The sequence below is a fragment of the Pantoea sp. X-Soil-OKNW-713 genome (assembly GCF_059730685.1).
Map to the genome: position 1 here is coordinate 330,966 of NZ_AP035996.1, position 16,780 is coordinate 347,745.

15 protein-coding genes and 1 pseudogene are annotated in these 16,780 nt (G+C 54.3%); 4 read left to right on the plus strand and 12 right to left on the minus strand.

The genetic code is table 11. From position 1 onward, the window contains the following. Position 1: 1 nt before the first annotated feature. On the minus strand, positions 2–2,362 hold the full coding sequence (locus tag AC6I8R_RS21970) for a glucose/quinate/shikimate family membrane-bound PQQ-dependent dehydrogenase (protein WP_497832903.1): 2,361 nt from the start codon (positions 2,360–2,362) through the stop codon (positions 2–4). A gap of 318 nt (positions 2,363–2,680) precedes the next feature. Beyond that, positions 2,681–2,854 (minus strand): annotated as a pseudogene (locus AC6I8R_RS21975) (phosphohydrolase); the annotation flags it as partial. 67 nt (positions 2,855–2,921) lie between these two features. Here AC6I8R_RS21975 and AC6I8R_RS21980 point away from each other — a divergent pair. Further along, a complete protein-coding gene (locus AC6I8R_RS21980) occupies positions 2,922–3,398 on the plus strand; it encodes a helix-turn-helix domain-containing protein (RefSeq protein WP_497832904.1) in 477 nt (158 codons plus the stop codon). Between the two features lie 179 nt (positions 3,399–3,577). Here AC6I8R_RS21980 and AC6I8R_RS21985 read toward each other — a convergent pair whose 3' ends face one another. Both AC6I8R_RS21985 and AC6I8R_RS21990 read right to left on the minus strand, forming a co-directional pair. After that, on the minus strand, positions 3,578–3,811 hold the full coding sequence (locus AC6I8R_RS21985) for a LysR substrate-binding domain-containing protein (protein WP_497833059.1): 234 nt from the start codon (positions 3,809–3,811) through the stop codon (positions 3,578–3,580). Continuing rightward, entirely contained in the window at positions 3,748–4,257 is a 510-nt protein-coding gene (locus tag AC6I8R_RS21990; RefSeq protein WP_497832905.1) for a GNAT family N-acetyltransferase, read from the minus strand. The genes AC6I8R_RS21985 and AC6I8R_RS21990 overlap by 64 nt, the downstream gene beginning before the upstream one ends. 63 nt (positions 4,258–4,320) lie before the next feature. On the opposite strand from AC6I8R_RS21990, the gene AC6I8R_RS21995 reads away from it, so the two are divergent. Next, a complete protein-coding gene (locus AC6I8R_RS21995; RefSeq protein ID WP_415175465.1) occupies positions 4,321–4,899 on the plus strand; it encodes a helix-turn-helix domain-containing protein in 579 nt (192 codons plus the stop codon). 1 nt (position 4,900) lies between these two features. Here AC6I8R_RS21995 and AC6I8R_RS22000 read toward each other — a convergent pair whose 3' ends face one another. Further along, positions 4,901–6,016 (minus strand): metallophosphoesterase, encoded by a 1,116-nt coding sequence (locus tag AC6I8R_RS22000; protein WP_208725616.1) that lies wholly within the window; start codon positions 6,014–6,016, stop codon positions 4,901–4,903. 292 nt (positions 6,017–6,308) lie between these two features. Here AC6I8R_RS22000 and AC6I8R_RS22005 point away from each other — a divergent pair, with 292 nt between their 5' ends. Then, complete coding sequence (locus AC6I8R_RS22005) at positions 6,309–7,109, plus strand: MetQ/NlpA family ABC transporter substrate-binding protein (RefSeq protein ID WP_497832906.1); 801 nt, start codon at positions 6,309–6,311, stop codon at positions 7,107–7,109. Between the two features lie 44 nt (positions 7,110–7,153). Here AC6I8R_RS22005 and AC6I8R_RS22010 read toward each other — a convergent pair whose 3' ends face one another. The 5 genes from AC6I8R_RS22010 to zinT all read right to left on the minus strand — a co-directional run bounded on the left by AC6I8R_RS22010 (position 7,154) and on the right by zinT (position 13,393). Further along, positions 7,154–8,467, minus strand: a complete 1,314-nt coding sequence (locus tag AC6I8R_RS22010) for an MFS transporter (RefSeq protein ID WP_208725617.1) — start codon at positions 8,465–8,467, stop codon at positions 7,154–7,156. Between the two features lie 279 nt (positions 8,468–8,746). Then, positions 8,747–10,150, minus strand: coding sequence for a c-type cytochrome (locus tag AC6I8R_RS22015; RefSeq protein ID WP_497832907.1), 1,404 nt, complete (start codon positions 10,148–10,150; stop codon positions 8,747–8,749). Next, positions 10,147–11,802: a GMC family oxidoreductase gene (locus tag AC6I8R_RS22020; RefSeq protein ID WP_208725619.1), complete on the minus strand. Its 1,656-nt coding sequence runs from the start codon at positions 11,800–11,802 to the stop codon at positions 10,147–10,149. Before AC6I8R_RS22020 ends, AC6I8R_RS22015 begins: the two co-directional genes overlap by 4 nt. A gap of 28 nt (positions 11,803–11,830) precedes the next feature. Then, positions 11,831–12,397, minus strand: coding sequence for a sugar dehydrogenase complex small subunit (locus AC6I8R_RS22025; protein ID WP_415175463.1), 567 nt, complete (start codon positions 12,395–12,397; stop codon positions 11,831–11,833). A 345-nt stretch (positions 12,398–12,742) separates the two neighbouring features. Next, positions 12,743–13,393 carry a metal-binding protein ZinT gene (zinT, locus tag AC6I8R_RS22030; RefSeq protein WP_497832908.1) on the minus strand — a complete coding sequence of 217 codons (651 nt, stop codon included), beginning with the start codon at positions 13,391–13,393 and terminating at the stop codon, positions 12,743–12,745. Positions 13,394–13,915: 522 nt separating this feature from the next. Between zinT and AC6I8R_RS22035 the strand changes: the two genes are divergently transcribed. Beyond that, positions 13,916–14,221: a YdgH/BhsA/McbA family protein gene (locus tag AC6I8R_RS22035; protein ID WP_013511572.1), complete on the plus strand. Its 306-nt coding sequence runs from the start codon at positions 13,916–13,918 to the stop codon at positions 14,219–14,221. 75 nt (positions 14,222–14,296) lie between these two features. Here the strand turns inward: AC6I8R_RS22035 and efeB are convergent, their stop codons facing one another. Together efeB and efeO are read right to left on the minus strand one after the other, a co-directional pair. Further along, a complete protein-coding gene (gene efeB / locus AC6I8R_RS22040; RefSeq protein ID WP_415175461.1) occupies positions 14,297–15,559 on the minus strand; it encodes an iron uptake transporter deferrochelatase/peroxidase subunit in 1,263 nt (420 codons plus the stop codon). 3 nt (positions 15,560–15,562) lie between these two features. Further along, positions 15,563–16,777 carry an iron uptake system protein EfeO gene (gene efeO / locus AC6I8R_RS22045; RefSeq protein WP_415175460.1) on the minus strand — a complete coding sequence of 405 codons (1,215 nt, stop codon included), beginning with the start codon at positions 16,775–16,777 and terminating at the stop codon, positions 15,563–15,565. Positions 16,778–16,780: the final 3 nt, after the last annotated feature.

Genomic DNA, 16,780 nt, shown 5'->3' on the forward strand with positions numbered 1-16,780 from the left:
ATTACGGCAGTTTATATGCAATCACATAATCACCCAATTTGGTGCCAAACGAGCCGTGACCGCCCGCCATAATCACCACATATTGCTTACCATCAACCGAGTAGGTCATTGGCGTGGCTTGCCCGCCGGCTGGCAGGCGCGCCTGCCACAGCAACTCACCATTTCGCACGCTATAGGCGCGCAGGTAGTTATCCAGCGTACCTGCCACGAAGAACACATTGCCTGCGGTGGTCACCGGGCCACCCAACATTGGTACACCCATTTTGAACGGCAGCGGCACTGGAGCACTGTCACGTACCGTACCGATACGTTTTTTCCAGACAATCTGGTGATTTTGCAGATTGATAGCCGAGACGAAGCCCCACGAAGGTTGCAGACAAGGCAGGCCAAACGGCGACAGGAACGGATTCAGCTCCACGCCATAGGGCACACCGTACATATGTTGCACGCCAGACTCAGAACCTGAGCCAGCGGCACCATCGGCACCTGGCTCGATGGGGTTACCCGGTCCACGCGGGATCAGTTTCGAGATAAACGGCATCGCCATCGGGTTGGCAATTGCGATCTGACGGTCGGTATCCACCGCAATGCCACCCCATTCGAACATGCCGAAGTCACCAGGGAATACCAGTGTCCCCTGCTCTGACGGCGGCGTGAACGGGCCTTCATAACGCAGACGATGGAACATCACGCGGCACACCAGTTGGTCAAACATGGTGGCGCCCCACATATCCTTGCCCTGCAATTTCTGCTGAGGACGGAAGGTCAGTTCAGAGAACGGTTGGGTCGGATTCAGATGATCGCCCTGCGCTGGCCCCTGTGGTACCGGGGTTTCCGGTGCCGGAACCACCGGCTTGCCGGTTTCACGATTCAGTACAAAGATGTTGCCGGTTTTCGCCGGTACATACACCACCGGAACGGTGTTGCCGTCTTTATCGGTGATATCCGCCAGCGTCGGTTGCGACGGCAGATCCATATCCCACAGGTCGTGATGCACCGTTTGATAGAACCAGGCCAACTTGCCGGTTGACGCGTGCAGCGCTAACAGGCCGCTGGCAAAACGCTCCTGCTCCGCCGTGCGGTTGCCACCCCAGATATCCGGTGTGGAGACGCCCATCGGCAGATAGATAATGTCACGTTTGGCATCATAAGCGGCAGGTGCCCAGGAGTTTGGTGAGTTAGCGGTGAAGGTTTCACCATCCGCAGGCAGCGCATTGGGATCTTTAGCTCCCGGATCAAAGGCCCACACCAGTTTGCCACTGTTGATATCGAAACCACGAATGACGCCAGAAGGCTCGCGGGTTGACAGGTTATCCGTGACTGAACCTGCGATGATCACCATATTGTCGGTGACAATCGGCGGAGATGTCGGTTCGTAGCCACCCGGATAGGCATTTGGCTGCTGATGTTGCAGATTCAGTTCACCATTGTTGGCGAAGCTCTGGCAACGTTCACCTGTCTGAGCATCCAGCGCAAACAGACGGCCATCATCTACCGGCAGGAAAATGCGGCGCGCGCAGATGGCAGGCTGGCTGGCGTTGCTCGCTGCGGCCGTTGGCATTTCATGGTACGACACGCCACGGCAGGTGATGTGCTGGAAAGTCGGGTCTGACTTCAACTGCGGGTCAAAACGCCACTTCTCTTTGCCGCTGGCAGCATCCAATGCAATCAGAATTTGGTGTGGGGTACACAGGTACAGCATGTTGCCGATTTTCAGCGGGGTCACTTCATTGGTGATCTCGCCAGGGTCATTCGCGGTTTTGTGGTCACCCGTTTCGAACTGCCACGCAACCTGAAGATCCTTGACGTTGTGTTCATTGATCTGTTGCAACGGTGAATAACGGACGCCTTCCTGGGTACGACCATAGGCTGACCAGTCTTCCGCCGGAACGGTGGATGTTGCCGGGGCTTTATCGGTCAGCGGCAGCTCACCGTTGATTTCCTGGGGATCGTGCAGTGCAGAACCGGCCAACAACGCCACATTAACCAGCAGCGCGACCAGCATCGCACCCAACGGTTTGTTGTTGCTGACAGAGAATTGACGGTAGCTGAAAGGCAGAATTAACCAGATACCCAGCAACACCCAGATATCCAGACGTGGAACCAGCGTCCAGTAATCGCTCCCGGCTTCATGCCAGGCCCAGATAGCGGTAAAGAACAGAATCGCAGCGTAGAGGTAAAGCGCACTGCGCTTTCTCTTCAGCAATAGCCAGCTAAACGCTGCCATTGCCAGGCCGCTAATCAGGTAATAAGCACTGCCGCCCAGCGACAGTAACCAGACACCACCAATCAGCAGCCATGCAGCGCAAACCACTGAAAAGAGTAGCGTTAACAAATTTAGAACTCGGGAAGCCCGTGACATTTTATTAACCTTGAAGGAAAAAACGTGACAACTGTAAAGAAACTACAGCATTAGTGTAAACGTTATCACAAGGTTGCTACATTATAATTCCGTGCGATATTTTTAAGAAAAGTCGCTTACTTGTTAAAATACATAAAGTTAAATAAATTCCGCGAGTTGAAGATAAATATTCGACATTATTCCGCTGATGTGGAAAAGGGAAGCAAAAGCACAGCTCGTGGAAGCGCTACCACTAAAGTAAAAGAGCGGCCAAACAGGCCGCATTGTTGCCGGAGAGCGGATGCCAGAACGCGGTTCCGTATGTTGTAATTAAGACGTTTATCCCTGCCAGCGCGACTGCCGGATAATGTGACAGAAATTCATCGGCTCAAACGCGGGATCCTTATCCTTCAGGACGTCGGCTTTCACATTGCCAAAGGTGGTTTGCGGACGATGTTTGATACCGTCATAGAATGCCTGGATGATCTCTTCCTTGAAACTGGCGCTACCCGGCCATTGCGCTGGACGCTGATGCGCTCTATGTCGCGGATGGCGCACGGCGGCAGGCGTGACATCGGGCATGGATTTAGCCCTGCGCTTTATTGAAGAAGATGTGGGGCGTGAAGTGGCGCTGGATGTTGCGGCGAATCTGGTGATGTTTTTCAGGCGGCCTGCCGGACAAGGGCACTTCGTACGTAAACAGCAGACCTCTCTGGACGGTCGTTCAGCATTGCAGGATCTGCAACGCTGGACATTATCGCATCTGGCGACGGTAAAAAGTGTTGCGCAGATGGCCGCGCATATCCAACTCAGCACCCGTCATCTGAACCGCCTGTTTCATCAGGAAATGGGCGTCAGTTCCGGTGAGTGGCTGGAGGAAGCCCGCATCACCCTCGCGCGCGAGCTGCTGACCGCCAATCAACCGGTAAAATCTATCGCCGCGCTTTGCGGGTACAGCAGTAGCGATGTGATGCGGCGAACATTCATTAAATGTCACCGGTTTAACGCCGGCGGTGTATCGGAAAATGTATGCGGGGCCAGAGCCTGTTGCAGATAGCCAATAAACAACCGTGTTTTGGTATTGACGTATTTGGCGTTAAGCGTAACAGCAAACAATGAGATCACCGGACAACGATAATCCGGCAACACCTGCATACCCACCCCCGCCAGATAACGAGGCATGGCACAGGCCAATAAACGATAATCGTGGTCGATGATACGCCGGGCAACCAGATCCTAGTCAGGCAACTGGCCGATACGAATCGCCAGACCAACCCCCTCGTCAACCAGATCGATAAAGCGATCAAGAAGCTGCAACTGAATATCGACCTGCGGATAATCACGCATAAACGCAGCAATTAAGGGTGCCAGATACAGGGTTAACCTTGCCCCTGACAGCCTGACTGTCAGGGCTTTTCCCGTTGATCGAGGTGCAACTGGAGAAAGGTCAGATCCAGCCAGCGGCCAAATTTGTTACCCACCTCACTGACGCGACCGGCATCGCGAAAACCGAGTTTTTTATGCAAAGCGATCGAGGCTGTATTTTCCGACTCGATACCCGCAACCATCACATGTTTTCCCTGTTGCGTGGCGTGGGTGATGAGCGCATGCATCAATGCTTCCCCAACGCCTTTGCCACGCGCAGTTTTCAGCACGTACACCGAGTGTTCCACGGTAAAGCGGTAACCATCCCACGGACGCCAGTCACCATAGGAGGCGTAGCCAAGCACCGCCTCATCAGCATTAACCGCCACCAACACCGGAAAACCGGCGTGCTGACGGTCAGCCATCCACTGCACACGGTTCGCCACATCGACCGTTTTCTCATTCCAGATTGCCGTGCTGTGCAGCACCGCGTCGTTATAAATGTCGGCAATCACTGCCGCATCCTGCTCCACTGCCGGGCGTATATTCATTCTGGACACCTCATGGTTCTGTCACTAAAGTAGATGCTTCGTTCACTATATTATTTATCCACTATGTCAGACGAAAAATCCAGTAAAGAAGACAGCATAAATATCCGTATTGGACAAAAAGTAAAAGCCGAGCGGGAAAAACGCGGCTGGTCACTGACCGATTTGGCGGATAACTCTGGGGTTTCCCGCGCCATGATCCACAAAATTGAACGCGGTGAGAGCAGCCCGACGGCGACCCTGTTGGCGCGACTTGCCGGTTCTTTTGATATGAGTATGTCGCAGTTGATCGCCCTGAGCGAAGTGCAGACCGGCACCCTGATCCGACAGGCGCAGCAACCGGTCTGGCAGGACCCGGAGACCGGTTATATTCGCCGTCATGTCTCACCAGGTCAGATACCTGTGGATCTGGTCAGTGTCGATTTACCTGCCGGGGTGAGCGTGCCAATGCCGGCGATATCCTATCTGTCACGGCGTCAGTTGATTTGGGTGCTGGAAGGAACGCTGAGTTTTCAGGAAGGGGATCATACCTTTGAAATGCAGCCAGGTGACTGCCTCGAACTGGGGGATCCCAGTGACTGCATCTTCAGCAACACCACAACGCAGCTCTGTCGCTATGCCGTGGTGGTGCTGAAAAATGCCTAATCTATTTCGCAGGCTGAAGCGTGATGCGCGTCAGCTCGGAAGGACGACCTAAGCGCACCGCCATCCCCGGCCACAACGCCGTGCCGTTGTTAACGTACAACTGCATTCCTTCCACCGCATACAGGCCCGAAACATAGCCGCCATTGGGTTTGGCAAACAGGCGATCAAACCCGGCGATTAACCCGCCGTGGGTATGCCCGGAAAGCTGCACATCAGCCCCCTGCGCCGCATTTTGTCGGGCATTGCGCGGTTGATGATCCAGCAACACGACCGGGGCACGCTCCGGCGCGCCCACCAGCGCACGCGCCAAATCCGGACCAGGAGCACCTCTGCCCGGTGCTGAAGCATCGGTCACCCCGGCAATCACCAGACTGGCTCCGTCACGCGCCACCACCGTATGGCTATTGAGCAACGGCTTCAGCCCCAGCGAAGCGAGGTGATCGGTCCAGGCTGCCTGCTCAAAGAAATATTCGTGATTGCCGGTGATGGCAAACACGCCATCCGGGGCGTTAAGGCCGCGCAGCGGTTCAACATCAGCGCGCCGATTTTTCAGCGTGCCATCAATGACATCGCCGGTGATCACAATCAGATCAACATCAAGCGCCATCGCTTTTTTCACCATCTTCGTAGTCCACCGCGCATTGAACAGCTTGCTGATGTGCAAATCCGTCAGTTGCAGCAGTTGGTAGCCCTCAAATTCTGGCGGCAGGTTTTTGATGTTAAACACCACATCCTTCACCGGCGGCACGCGTATCGCCTGATGCACGCCGACCGCCGCCAGCAACATGGCTACGCCCCCTGCGCCATAACGCAGCGCGGGAGCTATCGTCAGCGGATGTCCCAACAACAGCGCAAGCAACGCCGCCGCATCCATCACCACCTGCAACATGGCGAGGAACAGCACCGCACAGAAGGCCCAGTTGAACAGGATGATCACCGGACGCGGCATTTCTGGCGACATGATACTGCCGGAGGTGAAGCGACTGAAAAACAGGTATTGCGTGGCGAGCAGCACCACGGCAGAAAACACCAGCTTCACCGCGAGTGGCAAGGCCAGGGGCGCAATAAAGCGCGCGATAACATACCAGCCGGGAATGCTGAAGATCAGGTGAAACATCGTGAGTCCCTGGAAATTGAACAAGGTTAAGGCAGCACAGTATCCAACAAAAAAAAGACAGCGGCTTTTCAAAACAGGCGGTTTCGGTTACCTCCCGCGGCGCTGCAATTTTCAGCAAACGATCTCCGTCTGGATGTACAGACGTCTGGATGTAGATTATAGTGCATGCGCAATGTAGCAACGCGATTTATCGCGTAATCATGCGGAAAAGGTCAAAATCCGCGCGATAAGTCGCGCCGCTACGCGAGAAATGTGCACCAGATTATCCAGATATGCTGAAGGGAACGTCGTTATGAATAAAAAATTACTCTCCGTACTGTTGGCCGCATCCGTTACGCTGCTCAGCGCCTGCAATAAAGACAACGACAACAGTGTCAAGGTGGCGATCAACACCGGACCAGACCAGGCGCTGTGGGACACCGTTAAGCAGGTGGCGCATGACAAATATCATCTCGACGTCGATGTGGTGGCTTTTAACGACTACGTCCAGCCTAACGAAGCGCTGTTCAACAAAGATGTCGACGCCAATGCCTTCCAGAGCCTGCCGTATCTGGAAATGCAGTCCAAAGAGCGTGGCTATCATTTTGCCGTGATCACCAATACCTTCGTGTTCCCGATTGCCGGTTACTCACGCAAGATCAAGTCATTAAAAGATCTGCCGGATGGCGCGACCATCACCATTTCCAATGAAGCCACCACCCTGGGCCGCAGCCTGCTGCTGTTACAGGCGCAGGGGCTGATTAGTGTGAAACCGGAAGCGGGCCTGCTGCCAACGACGCTGGACATTACCGCTAACCCGAAAAACCTCAAGTTTGTTGAAGTCGATACGCCGCAACTGGCGCGCACTCTCGACGATCCGCAGGTCTACGTTTCGATCATCAACAACAACTTCGCCGCGCTGGCGAACCTGTCAGCCTCGCGCGATGGCATGTTTATGGAAGGCAAAGCGTCGCCTTACGTGAACGCCATTGTGGCGCGTGAAGATAACAAAGACAGCCCGAATATTCAGAAGCTGAAGGAAGCCTTCCAGTCACCCGAAGTGCTGAAAAAAGCCAACGAGATTTACAAAGGCGACATTATCAAAGGCTGGTAAGCATTGAGGAGGCCGCACAGCACAACGCCTGCGCGGCCACTGACTTAATGTTTCAGGGTAACCAGATTATCCTGCTCGCTGCCATCACGTCCGACAGACGGATTACGGTCACAGGCTTTGGGTAATTGTGTGGTAATCAACCCCGCTACTACCAGCGATCCGGCCAGCCAGCACACCGCCACATTTTGTCCGTACAGCATGGTCATCATCCCGACCAGATACGGCCCGCAGAAGCCCCCCAGATTACCCAACCCGTTGATCACCCCGCGCGCACTTCCCGCTACTTCCGGCGCAGCGATACGCCCGGGAATCGACCAGAACGGGCTGGTAGCGGCCTTGAGGAAGAAACCACACACCACCAGCGCGATGTAGGCGGCGACCACGTTATGATGCAGCACCACCGAGGCCAGCAGCGCCGCAGCAAAGCAGAACAACGACACCATCACCCACAGACGGCGCTTACCGGTACGATCGCTCAGCCATGAGATGGCATAGATACCGAGCAGCGTGGCGACGAAGGGCAAGGCCGCCAGCAGACCGATACCGGTCATATTCGAACCGGTCAGGTTTTTCAGGATGCTGGGCAGCCACAGGGTGTAACCGTAATCGCCGGTCTGATAGAAAAAGTTCAGCGCCACCAGCTTCATCAGACCCGGATTGCGAAACACTGCTTTTAACGGCGCTTTGCTTACCGGTGCCACAGCGCGTGCAGCCGCACGTTCCCGATGCAGTTCGCGCAGCAGCCACTCCTTTTCGCGCTCCGGCAACCAGCGTGCTTCTTCGGGGCGGTCACTTACCACCAGCCACCACACCAGCAGGATCACCGCCGACAGCCCACCTTCGATAATAAACAGCCAACGCCAGTCCAGCGCATTGATGATGTATCCAGAAATCGGTGCGGTGAACATACCGCCCAGCGGCGCGAACATCATCACAAAAGCATTCGCACGCCCTAACTCTTTTTCCGGGAACCAGTTACTGACCATCGTTAAGACAACCGGCAGCATTCCCCCTTCAGATACACCCAACACAAAACGCAGCGCCAGCAGTTGATAGTGGTTAGTGACAAAACCGGTCGCCACCGACACCACCGTCCATGCCACCAGCGACCAGGCGATAAACCGCTTGCCGCTGCCATTAACCGCAATGCGCCCACCCGGCACCTGCAAGAAGAGATAACCAATGAAAAAAATACCGCTGATGATGCCCGCCATCTGGCTGGTAATGGCGAGATCCTGATCCATGCCACCCGGCAAGGCAAAACTGATGTTGACGCGGTCCATGAAGGAGATGATGCAAACAATTAAAATCGGCGCAATAACGCGATACCAACGTGTTCCGGGAATAGAGTCCTGCATAACGCCCCCTTCGAATAGATGCTTAGCACTGCCATCTATTAAAGAGAGTCTGGAAAATATTTTTGCGACCGACATCACTGCAAAACGTGTTAACAAAAGGTGTTACACGCAGCGTGATGAGGCAATGAAATCAGCGCGATAAGTCGCGCCACTACGCCATGTTTAAACCGTTATTTTTTGTAGCGGCGCGATTTATCGCGCTAATCTTGCGACACATCACAACACCTGTAACACACCGCCGTAACAAAATGGGCCAGGTGGTCAGCCTGGCCCTGTTAATCACGACTGTTTTTTACTTTTACGCCGCAGCACCACACTCAGCGCCACCCCGGCCAGCACCAGGATAATCACCCCAATGATGCCCGGCACCACCAGCGGTTGCAGGCGGACCAGCAGTGGCGGATGACCGCCTTTGCGCACCCAGGCCACATCGCCTGCCGTCACGGTGACGTCAGGGTTGCCGTAGTTTTTCAGCACAAAGTTGCTGATATCGGCTACCTGTTGATCGCTCAACTTATCAACATAGGATGGCGAGCTGAAGCCCGGCATCAATACCTGATGGTCGGTGGTATCACGCTGAACACCAAACAGAATCGCCGCAATCAGGTTGTTGGGATTGCGCATGCCGGTTGCGGTGTTATGGAATAACGAGGGATAAGCCTGGTTGGCACTCCCCGCCCCATCCGGCTGGTGACAGCTGGCGCAGTTGCCGCTAAACAGCGCGGCACCGTTGGTCAGCGAGTGGTTAGCATTATTCGGGTTGCGTCCACGCAGGCTGTTTTCCACATCCATCGGCGCGCCGTAGCTGAAGGCCGGTTGCGTTTCCCCCGCATCACGTAGTGGCGTCGTGCCTTTGAGGTAAACCGCAATGGCGTGCAGATCGCTGTCCGGCAGGTATTGCAGGCTGTGCTCCACCGCCTCCGCCATACCGCCCGCTGCCTGGTTTTTCCCTGGCGCACGTCCGGTTTTCAGATACTGCACCAGCTCGTCATCACTCCAGCCGCCAATGCCGCTGATCGGGTCTGAGGTGATATTCGGCGCATACCAGCTTCCTAATGGACCACCAGCCAGCGGGCGATCCTGTTGTTCCTGCATCATAAAACCGCGCGGCGTATGGCAGGTATTGCAGTGCGCCAGTCCGTTAACCAGATAATTGCCCCGATTCCATTCAGCGCTTTTGCTGCCATCGTTTTGCCACATTTTGTCGTCAGCAAACATCATGTTCCAGAAACGCATACTAAAACGCAGACTGAACGGGAAAGGCAGATGGGTTTGTGGATTCTGTTTTTCCACCGGCTGTACGCCATGCATCAGGTAGTAATACAGGGCGTGCACATCGGCGTCGGTCATCATGCTGTAGGAGGTGTAAGGCATTGCCGGATAGAGCTGCGCCCCATCAGCACGCACACCATGACGCACCGCCGCTGCGAACTCGGCTTCACTGTAGTGACCAATACCGCTTTGCGATGGGGTGATGTTGGTGGCGTATATCACCCCCATTGGCGACGCGATACCATAGCCGCCGCTGAACGCGGTTTTACTGCCGGGTGCGGTATGGCACGCCTGGCAGTCCGAAGCGATGGCAACCTGCTCGCCCTGCTGCAACAGATGGGTATCGAGCGATGCGGCCTGAACGCCAAACGTCACCAGGGCCGCCAGGCTGCTGGCAATTAATCTCTTCATGCCAGTGTCCTCATACGCTGCGCGATATCATGCGCGGCTTTCAGTCCCAGTGCCGCCATAGTCAGGGTGCTGTTCACAACGCTCGCGGAAGGGATCGCCCCGCCGCCAGGCAACCACAGGTTTTCATGGTCAAAGGCGCGACAATTACCATCCACCACCGCGTCTTTACCGCTTTTACCCATAATCACGCCGCCCATAATATGGTTGTTGGCGTTGAGGCCCTTGCTGATGGTGAACTCTTTACCGTTGAACAACTGCCCGATATGTTCCAGTTGCGCATGCGACACCTCGGCCCCTTTACGCACATAATCACCGACATCGTAATAAATATCCGGGCACGGCAGGCCGTGAGGATCATTGCGGGTTTTGCTTAACGTCAGACGGTTTTCCGGGTCCGGCAAAGGTTCGAGGCTGATGGAGATATCCACGCTGTGAATCGAGCGATAGCGAATTTCCTCATCCAGCGCTTTGCCCACCAGACCTTTTTTCAACGCCTGCTGCGTTGCCGCCACCACGCGTGAGATGTTATTGAGGATCATTTTGTTCGCCGAATAATCACGACGGAAATCGCCATCGCGATAGCCCACCATGCAGCTACTCTGCGCCGGGCCACGTCCCAGCCAGACCGGTTCTTCAGTCAGGAAGGAACAGTGGAAGCCGGAGTGATCCATCATGTTGCGCCCCACCATATCTGATGCGTTGGCGATGCCATTCGGGTTACCGCCGTTGGCCGCCATCAACAACAGACGCGGGGTTTCGATGCCGTTACAGGCCAGGGCAAAGGCTTTACCGGTGGCCTTGTGTGAGGCACCAGAACTGTCCTTCCAGTGCACCGCCGTCACCCGGTTGTTGTCATCGGTATCGATTCTGTAAACCACCGCTTCCGCCAGCACCACCGCACCGTTGCGCTCCGCACGTTCAATATGGTGAATACCGTTGTACATCGCCCCGATCGGGCAAATCGGCTGACAGTTATTGTTGCCGCAGCAGGTAGGACGCCCCTGCCACGGACGGGTGCTGCGTCCCTGGGGGATTGGCACCAGATTGTAACCATGCGGGTTCACCACGCTGGCAAAGTAGTTATCACCGTGGGCAAACGGCACCATCTCCATCGGATAAGGCTGGCTGCGTTCAGACGGGGATTGCATCGCCACATTGTTCGGTCCCGCGACGCCGATTTCGTTTTCCGCCCGACAGTACCAGGGTTCCAGCTCGTCATAGCTGATCGGCCAGTCGCGCCCCACGCCATATTTCGACTGCATCACAAAATCGCTGGGATGGTGACGCCAGCAGGATGCCGCCCAGTGCCAGGTGGTGCCGCCGACGGTACGCAGGTAGCCCTGTTGAAAACTGGCGGCGTTAGGGCCGGTGACGTTGACATAGTTATTCGGCGGGAAATAGAGCGGTGCCGGGGCAAACTTTGACTGCGGGTATAACCCCTGAAAATCGGAACCGGCGCGATTGGCAAAGGGCATGTTGCGCCAGTTTTCCACCGCCTGTGCACGATCGATACGTAAACCTGCTTCCAGTACCAGTACGGAATAGCCCTGACTGACCAGTTCATTGGCCATCAAACCACCCACCACACCGGAGCCCACAATAACAATGTCTGCGGAGGCATCGCCCTGCGCAGAGAAAATCGGTTTTTTCATGGTTTTCTTCGTTTTTTATAAGGAGTGTTTACAGCGAGTCAATCAGCCCATTGCGTTCTTCCGGCACCGGGGCCGTCCACCAGATCGGACCGTTGCCACAATAAGTCGGCACCACCAGACCATCGCTGACGGTTTGGTACATCAACGCCTGCTTATAGGCGACCAGCGTGCCGTGATAGTCATCCCCTACGGTTCCGGTGTACCAGGCGGTGACGATTTGATAGAGGAAATCGTGCAGACCTGCGCTGTCGGCTTTCGCCAGCAGTTGTTGCGCAGACATACCGGGTTGTAACAACAACGCAAGTTGCGTCAGGCGGGGAGCGAACTGCGCATCGCGCTGGCTAAAAGCGGCAAAAAAACGCGCCGCCAGCACCGTATCCAGATGCTTATGTTCTGTGATGGCCTGAGAGAGACTGACGAACTGCTTCACCGCATCGCTACCACTGACAACGCTAGCGGCAAACGCCCTGCCCGGCAGGCTTGCGACGACACCGGTCAGCGTTAAACCCAGGGTCGCAAAGAGAAATTCCCTGCGACTGGAACCGGTTCCATTTTTGTTGACAGAAACGGTTTCAGTTGGAAAATGTCGTTTCATGGGATACCTGATGTTGAGAAGAAAGGAGCACTAAAGTTACGGGTAACATCCTACCGTTTAAGTTTCAAAACTGTTATCAGGTTTTTATCAGATTCCGTACTTTTGTCGGGGAGATAGCACTAAATGATAAAGAAATGTGAAATTGGTTAATAAAAAAACATCAGCAAGTTATGACGTTTTTTATTACCGTTTCGAATTTAAACCACGCGCGGTAAACCGCGCCGCTACGGTGTGGCAGGCGGTGTAGCGGCGCGATTTATCGCGCAATTGTGTGCGCGATGCCGGAAAACCTGCGCGGTAAACCGCGCCGCTACAGATATGCTGCGATTGGCTAATCAACGCATTTTAATGGTGCAGCATCTCCTCCACGACCTCGGCGGTCTGCATTTGCCAGGGATAGTATGTGGGCCAGTTATCCATCTCACTCAACAACGCTTCCTGGGAGGTGTTGCCGGTAAAGATATGGAAATGCGACGATTTTCTCGGGCCGATGATGTGATCGCTGAACTGAACGAATTTCGGCGCCGGGCTGTTAGCATCCTGACAGGTGAACTGGTAGCGCACGCCCTTCTTCCCGGATGCATAGGTCAGAATTTTGTGTCCGTCGTAGCGGTAGTGGCAGGAACTGGACTGCGCACCAATATGGAACTCCATCACTCCGTCTTCGATGCCGATGGTATCAACCTGCGTGACATAGCCTTTGCGGTAATACGCTTTGACGTCGGCAAAGGTTTTGCTGGGATCTTTTTCCACCTTCTTACGCAGCACCGGATCGAGATCGCCGTTAACCAGTAACGGATAAACCGATTGCCAGACACCGTCCCAGTCAGAGAGGTTGCGGTCTTTAACGTCCTTATCGGCAAATACGCCCTCTGCCGCTTTCTGCTCCATTTCCGTAAGTGGCTTACCGTGCGCATGATCCCCATGCGCCAGTACCGATGAACTCAGGCCGATTAATCCCAGAGATAACACGATTTTTTTAATTTTGCTTACCACAACCAGACTCTCCATTGGTTAAAATGGAGATGTTATATCATAACAATTTGTAACGCAAAGTGTATGCACCCAAAGGGGTTAACCAGACGAACAAGGTTTTTTCAGGGAGCGACAAAAAGAAGCCCAAATTCATTTGGGCTAATCGGACGTGAAGAATGTTTATTATGATGTGGCATAGAGAAGTCATTGCCGGCTTCTCGTCAGGCAGGCTCAGAGTAAACCAATCCTTAACATGTTATTTATAATCTGGTGCGAAGATCTCTACCGGGCGACCGCATCGCGACACAAATGTAATCAAATGAAAAAAAATTCGCGTAAAGTTAATGGAGTTGTGGCAGAAGTTTGCCTGCGTGTTAATTAGCAGTTAAAGCTAAAATTCAGTCGGCTAAAAGGTATTTATTATTCCTAACGGTGGTGATTACCTGCCGTGCGCAACCGTCGATATTTATCAACGAAGATTAAACGACAACAACCCATCGTCATACGTATAACTGGCTTACCAGTCACGTTGAGGAGTCAGATATGAAAGCTTTAGTTAACGACATCATTTCTATTTTTACTGAAAAGACAATTAACCCGGTACTGGTCCGTTCAGGATTATCTCACCGTGAAATTGCCTCGATCCACCCGGTTGGGGTTACCAGCGTCAGTTGGGTGACCTCTATGGAAGAACTTAATGACGCCTTTGTGAAAAAGGCGCTGGAAGCGGGTGCCGTGGGCTACCACATCACCAATGTCGATTCCCATCAACCGGGCAATGATGGTCAGCATGTGATGGCAGCGACTGCAACCCTGTATCATATTAATGACAAAGTGGCTTACGGTTAAAACGTGGATTACCGAACAATCTGGCACACAGCAGGCACATCGCCAGGCACCATTCCCCTGGCGATGTGCATTTAATCAGGTGAATAATTCCGCCCCGATATATGAACCTTCAGCCGGTGCCGGTGGAATAAAGAAAATGGCTGAACCAATATGGGAAATATATTCATTCAACGCATCTGCCGCGCCCAGTTTAGCCTGTAAGGTTTCAAAATGTGCCGGATCATTCTGATAACTGATAAACAGCAATCCCGCATCAAGAAAGCCGAGATTATTTAAGCCATCGGTATAATTATAAGAACGTCGCAGGATACGAATACCCTGATTATTCTCATGCGCCGCCAGGCTGATATGCGCCGTAGCCGGAATAACCCGTTCACCGCTTTGATCCTTGACCTCAAAATCAGGCTGATCAAACTCTTTATGACCGCTCAGCGGAGCACCGGACAGCTTATGGCGACCAAAGATATTATTTTGATCGCTGACGCGGTCCACATCCCAGTTCTCGATGTGCATACGAATTTTACGTACCACCTGATAGCTGCCCTGCTGCTGCCAGGCCGGACCCTCATTAATCCACACATGGCGTTTGAAATCGGCTTTCTCGGTGATATTGCGCGTACCATCCTTAAAACCAAACAGGTTGCGCGGCGTGGATTGCCCCTTACCTGCGGAGGCGCGGCCAAATCCCAACACCGACCAGCGTGTCGCCGCGGTGCCCGTCGCCTTGGCGATACGTGCCAGGTTACGCACCGCGTGATACGCCACCTGCGGATCATCAGCACAGGCCTGAATCGAGAGATCGCCCCCGGTCAGTTCCGGATCAAAGTTGTCGCTGGGTAGCTGAATCAACTCGCGCATCAGCGGCGGCTTCTTCCCTGCCAGGCCCATTGCTTCACTGAAAATACGCGGCCCCAGACCGACGGTGACGGTTAACGAGGCGGGCCCCAGATCCATCGCTTCGCCGGTATCGCCCCCCACTCCGCTGTTGCGCGCGGGTTCAATCTGACCAATGGTTTCGCCGCGCATCATCTGCGCGATGGCGGATGACCAGCGCGCCAGCAAAACCTGGAGATCGCGCGGATTCTGCGAGGTCAGGTCAAACGCCATAAACATAATATGGCGCTGCGGGGGTGTTTCGATACCCACCTGTCCACCGGTGCCATAAAAAGCATGTTCGCGCGACAGGTCAACACGATCTTCGGGATTATGCTGCGCTTCAATCTGTCCGTGCGCCGAACTGACAGCCGGAATCGTCAGGGCGCTGGCGACCGCCCCTTTCAATAAATCTCGCCGGGTGAAATTACCGGCCTCCCTGGCCGGTTTGGACTTATCTTTCATCGATTATTTTCCGCTGGTTGCGACTTTTTCAGCGATTTTGGACAACGGTTCCTGCAACGCCTGTACAGCACGGCTCAGTTTTGCACCCTCTGAGGCTTTCAGTTCGGCGGTGTAGTACTTGTAGCCACCCGGAATCGCCGGGTCGCGGTAAGTTTCCAGTAACGCGCGCACTGCCGCGAACTGCTCGGTGACACGCTTGGTCAGATCGGGATCGATTTTTTCCAGACCCGGTTTCAGGAAGGCGAATGCCTGCTCGGCACCTTCGATGTTACCGGCGAAATCGATCAGATCGAGATGGCTGAAGGCTTCTTCTTCGCCACTGATTTTGTTGCTCTGAACTTCTTCCAGCAGATCCGCAGCACCGTTTGCCAGGTCTTCCGGTTTGTAAGTCAGTTGCTTAACCTGCTCATCCAGTTTGTGTACGTTGGTTTGCAGTTCAGCTGCCAGTTGTTTGGTTTCCGGCGTAATCGCTTTTTTGCTGAACAGCTCACGCTCAATGGCGTGGAAACCATGCCAGCCCACTTTCGGGTCGATGTTGGACGCACGCATGTCAACTAAGTAGTCAAGGTTGCCTGCATTATCGGTGGCTTTGAAGCCCGGTAACACGAAGCCGCTGACATCAGATTCGATACGTTCGTAGAACGGACGCGCTTTGGCGTAGTCTGCTTTGGCTTTTTCCAGATCGCCCGCATCAATGTCGGCCTTCAGACGATCGACCGCCACCACCATGGCATCCACTACGCCGTTAACATAGCTGGCGTAGCCTTTGGTGCCCTCTTCCAACAGCGTCGCGACGCTGCCGGTCGGAGCTGCCGCCGCTTTACCGGTGACGGTAAAGTTAGTCAACTCTTGTTTCGCCCCCGGGCAATAAATCTGGTAGGTGCCGCCGTCCAGCGTGACGGTGAATTTCACCGCAGGCAGGCCCGGTGCGAGGTTCTCTTTTTCGCCCAGAATACGGTTGTCGCTTAACAGTTCCAACTCAGTCAGTGAGGTCGCGGTTTTATTGACCACGGTGAAGGTGACCGGACCCGCTTTCGCCGAAGTATGGTCGATATGGCAGGTGCCATCGCCTTCACTGGTCATGGTGATGTTGACCTGTGAAGCGCCGTTTTTCACCGGCGCTGCCGTAGCCGCCTGCGCATCCACGGACAGCATTAAAGCCGCAGAAATCCCTGCTGCAATCAGCGCGTATTTTGTAGAGAACGGTTTTGTCTTCATCGT

What these genes read in the sequence shown, in the direction of transcription:
- AC6I8R_RS22020 (WP_208725619.1), bottom strand. Translation starts at nt 11,802, where the DNA reads ATGAAAAAACCGATTTTCTCTGCGCAGGGCGATGCCTCCGCAGACATT.
- AC6I8R_RS22010 (WP_208725617.1), bottom strand. Translation starts at nt 8,467, where the DNA reads ATGCAGGACTCTATTCCCGGAACACGTTGGTATCGCGTTATTGCGCCG.
- AC6I8R_RS21970 (WP_497832903.1), bottom strand. Translation starts at nt 2,362, where the DNA reads ATGTCACGGGCTTCCCGAGTTCTAAATTTGTTAACGCTACTCTTTTCA.
- AC6I8R_RS21995 (WP_415175465.1), top strand. Translation starts at nt 4,321, where the DNA reads ATGTCAGACGAAAAATCCAGTAAAGAAGACAGCATAAATATCCGTATT.
- AC6I8R_RS22000 (WP_208725616.1), bottom strand. Translation starts at nt 6,016, where the DNA reads ATGTTTCACCTGATCTTCAGCATTCCCGGCTGGTATGTTATCGCGCGC.
- AC6I8R_RS22005 (WP_497832906.1), top strand. Translation starts at nt 6,309, where the DNA reads ATGAATAAAAAATTACTCTCCGTACTGTTGGCCGCATCCGTTACGCTG.
- AC6I8R_RS21980 (WP_497832904.1), top strand. Translation starts at nt 2,922, where the DNA reads ATGGATTTAGCCCTGCGCTTTATTGAAGAAGATGTGGGGCGTGAAGTG.
- efeO (WP_415175460.1), bottom strand. Translation starts at nt 16,777, where the DNA reads ATGAAGACAAAACCGTTCTCTACAAAATACGCGCTGATTGCAGCAGGG.
- AC6I8R_RS22015 (WP_497832907.1), bottom strand. Translation starts at nt 10,150, where the DNA reads ATGAAGAGATTAATTGCCAGCAGCCTGGCGGCCCTGGTGACGTTTGGC.
- AC6I8R_RS22025 (WP_415175463.1), bottom strand. Translation starts at nt 12,397, where the DNA reads ATGAAACGACATTTTCCAACTGAAACCGTTTCTGTCAACAAAAATGGA.
- AC6I8R_RS22035 (WP_013511572.1), top strand. Translation starts at nt 13,916, where the DNA reads ATGAAAGCTTTAGTTAACGACATCATTTCTATTTTTACTGAAAAGACA.
- AC6I8R_RS21990 (WP_497832905.1), bottom strand. Translation starts at nt 4,257, where the DNA reads ATGAATATACGCCCGGCAGTGGAGCAGGATGCGGCAGTGATTGCCGAC.
- efeB (WP_415175461.1), bottom strand. Translation starts at nt 15,559, where the DNA reads ATGAAAGATAAGTCCAAACCGGCCAGGGAGGCCGGTAATTTCACCCGG.